Raw genomic sequence first — 2,997 nt, forward strand, 5'->3', positions numbered from 1 at the left:
GGCGGCCGCGCGCTCGTCGTCACCGGCAAGTACGCGCCGAACGCCGCCCGGCACCTGGCCGCGCTCGGCTGGTCGGACCACGTCGACGAGCTGGTCGGCGACCTCTGGGCCGCCGGCAAGGCCACGGCCCTGACCGCGCACGGAGCGCAGATCTACGTCGGCGACCACACCGGGGACGTCGAGGGCGCCCGTGCCGCGGGGGCGATCGGCGTCGGGGTCGCCACGGGGCCGTGTTCCCGTGCGGAACTGCGTGACGCGGGGGCACACGCCGTGCTCGGCTCACTCGCGGAGTTCCCCGGGTGGCTGGAGTCCGCGTTCGGCGGCACTCCGTCCGCCCTCGGCACGGCGGGCCCCGGCACGCCCGGACCCGCCGAACCACTCCGGTGACCCGGCCTGCGGCGGTTCCGGCCGCTACTGGCGGCGGTGCTCCCGGACCAGGGCGATCAGTCCGAGCCCGAGACCGAGCGGGGTCAGCACACCCGCCACGGCCGACAGCCACACCGGCAGGTCGGAGAATCCTGCGGCGAAGAGGACGAACACCGCGACCACGGCCAGCATGCCGAGCGCGAACATCCCGATACCGACCCGCATCAACCACGGTTTGCGCGTCGAGGCGGAACTTGTGTCGTGGACAGCGGTCTCCATGCCGCACATCCTAGAGCGGCGCAATCACCTTCGCCGTCGCGCCCGTGGCGAGATACGCTTGTCCGGTGCGCGTCCTGGGTACGCCTGGGGCGCGTTCGTCGTGCGGGGCCGTGGTGACGGTCCGTTGCAGGAGAGCGAAGGAACGGTGAGGGCAGTGCCGACCGGCAAGGTCAAGTGGTACGACGCGGACAAGGGGTTCGGCTTCGTCACACAGGACGGAGGAAAGGACGTCTACATCCGGAAGTCCGCGCTGCCGGAAGGTGTCGAGGCTCTCAAGGCGGGTCAGCGGCTGGAGTTCGGGGTCGCCGACGGCAAACGCGGCCCGCAGGCCCTCTCCGTCCGGTTGCTCGACCCGCCGCCGTCGGTGGCCGAGGCCCGGCGCCGTCCGGCCGAGGAACTGCACGGCATGGTCGAGGACATGATCAAGCTCCTGGAGGCGCGGGTGCAGCCCAATCTGCGCAAGGGGCGCTACCCGGAGCGCAAGTACACCAAGCGCATCGCCGAGGTGATGCGCGCGGTGGCCCGCGACCTGGATCCGTGACGTCCGGCGCCGGGCACGCGGCTGCCGGACAGCCCGCCCGCGCACGCCGATCCCCGACGGGCGCGTGATCGTCACCCGGTGGACGAGCACGCGCCCGTTCGCGTGTCGTCTCCCGTCCGCGGCGGCGTCCGGGGACGTCCCGACGGAAAAGCGGACTCCCGGAGTCGTGTATCACAAAACACGCATGTGTGAGTCCTGTTCGCGATAGCGTGCCGCCGTGCAGCTCAACCGGTCCACCGACATCGCCCTGCGGGTGCTGATGTTCATCGCGGTGCGCGACGGCCGCCACCGGGTCGACGACCTCGCCGAGGCACTCGCCGTGCCCCGGCACCACCTGGCGAAGGTGGTGCAGCGGCTCCAGCACACGGGGCTGCTCACCACGGTCCGGGGCCGCAGCGGCGGCGTGGAGCTGGAACCCGGGGCCCGGGAGATCCCCGTGGGAACCGTGGTGCGGTGGTTCGAGGGCGACGACGAGGTCGTCGGTTGTGAGGACCCGCCGTGCCCGCTGCGCGGGGGATGCCGGCTCCGCTCCGCGTTGCACCGGGCCCACGAGGCGTTCCTGCGCAGTCTCGACGAGGTGTCGCTGGCCGACCTCGTCCACGACCCGACCGGTCCCGTGCTGCTCACCATCGGACGGCGTCCCGGAGACACCGGAACGCCCTGACAGGGAGGACACCATGCTCTCGGCCGACTCCGAACGGGTCATCCGGGCGACACTGCCCGTCGTGCGCGACCACGCGCCCGAGATCACGTCGCGGTTCTACACCGACATGTTCGCCGCGCACCCGGAACTGCTGAACCTGTTCAACCTGGGCAACCAGGCCAACGGCGAGCAGCAACGCGCACTCGCGGCGGCCGTGGTCGCCTTCGCCGAACACCTGGTGGGCGAGCGGGACGTGGACTTCGGCCCGATCGCGGACCGCATCGCGCACAAGCACGTCTCCCTCGGTGTGCAGCCCGGGCAGTACTCGATCGTCGGCAGGTACCTGCTCGGCGCGGTCGGCACGGTGCTCGGGGACGCGGTGACCGACGAGGTGCGCACCGCGTGGGAGGAGGTCTACTGGCTGTGCGCCTGTGAACTCGTCGCCGCCGAGGCCCGGATGTACCAGCGCGCCGACGTGGACCCGGCCCGGCCGTGGCGGCCCTGGCGGGTCGCCAAGCGCGTGGAGGAGGCCGAGGACGCGGTGTCGTTCACCCTCGTGCCCGCCGACGACGGCCCGGTGCCCGACTTCCAGCCCGGGCAGTACGTCTCGGTGGCGGTGACGCTGCCGGACGGCCGGCGGCAGCCCCGCCAGTACTCCCTGTCCCAGGGGCCGGGGCACGGGTCGTTGCGGATCACCGTGCGCCGGGTGCGCGGCGCCGGCGACACCCCGGACGGACTGGTCTCGAACTTCCTGTGTGACACGGTGGCGGCCGACGACACACTGCTGCTCGGTCCCGTGGCGGGGGATCTCGTGCTGGACGACGGCGACGACCCGGTCCTGCTGATCAGCGCCGGGATCGGGGTGACCCCGATGGCGGGGATGCTGGACCACCTCGGACGGAACCAGCCGTCCCGCAGGGTGGTCGCCGCGCACGCGGACCGCTCGCCCGGACGCCACGCGCTGGCGGCCGACGTCGCCTACTGCGGGGACCGGCTGACCGACTTCCGGCAGCTGTGCTGGTACGAGACCGGTGCCACCGGCGAGGCGCTGCCGGGCCGGATCGACCCGGACACGCTGCCGCTGCCGGACAACGCCCGGGTGTACCTGTGCGGGCCGTTGCCGTTCATGGCCCGGGTGCGGGCGGCGCTGCGCGGGCGCGGCGTGCCC

Annotated in this window: 5 protein-coding genes; 4 read left to right on the forward strand and 1 reads right to left on the reverse strand. The window is 72.8% G+C overall.

Translation table 11 applies throughout. The features are described from left to right. Window positions 1-387 (forward strand): HAD family hydrolase (locus tag ACTIR_RS22000; protein WP_034238658.1); only part of this gene is annotated, 387 nt, incomplete at its 5' end. A 24-nt stretch (window positions 388-411) separates the two neighbouring features. Here ACTIR_RS22000 and ACTIR_RS0106195 read toward each other — a convergent pair. Then, window positions 412-645: a hypothetical protein gene (locus ACTIR_RS0106195; protein ID WP_026453605.1), complete on the reverse strand. Its 234-nt coding sequence runs from the start codon at window positions 643-645 to the stop codon at window positions 412-414. 154 nt (window positions 646-799) lie between these two features. Between ACTIR_RS0106195 and ACTIR_RS0106200 the strand changes: the two genes are divergently transcribed. The 3 genes from ACTIR_RS0106200 to ACTIR_RS0106210 form a co-directional block, all read left to right on the forward strand. Then, on the forward strand, window positions 800-1,186 hold the full coding sequence (locus ACTIR_RS0106200) for a cold-shock protein (RefSeq protein WP_026453606.1): 387 nt from the start codon (window positions 800-802) through the stop codon (window positions 1,184-1,186). A gap of 217 nt (window positions 1,187-1,403) precedes the next feature. Then, window positions 1,404-1,850 carry an RrF2 family transcriptional regulator gene (locus ACTIR_RS0106205; RefSeq protein ID WP_007024946.1) on the forward strand — a complete coding sequence of 149 codons (447 nt, stop codon included), beginning with the start codon at window positions 1,404-1,406 and terminating at the stop codon, window positions 1,848-1,850. A 13-nt stretch (window positions 1,851-1,863) separates the two neighbouring features. After that, the coding region (locus tag ACTIR_RS0106210) for a globin domain-containing protein (protein WP_026453607.1) at window positions 1,864-2,997 on the forward strand (1,134 nt) is incomplete at its 3' end.

Origin of the sequence: Saccharomonospora iraqiensis subsp. iraqiensis (genome assembly GCF_000430445.1) — a bacterium.
Lineage (GTDB): Bacteria > Actinomycetota > Actinomycetes > Mycobacteriales > Pseudonocardiaceae > Saccharomonospora > Saccharomonospora iraqiensis.

Bases quoted from the DNA above. Each gene is read 5' to 3' on its own strand.
- ACTIR_RS0106195 (WP_026453605.1), bottom strand. From the start codon at position 645: ATGGAGACCGCTGTCCACGACACAAGTTCCGCCTCGACGCGCAAACCG.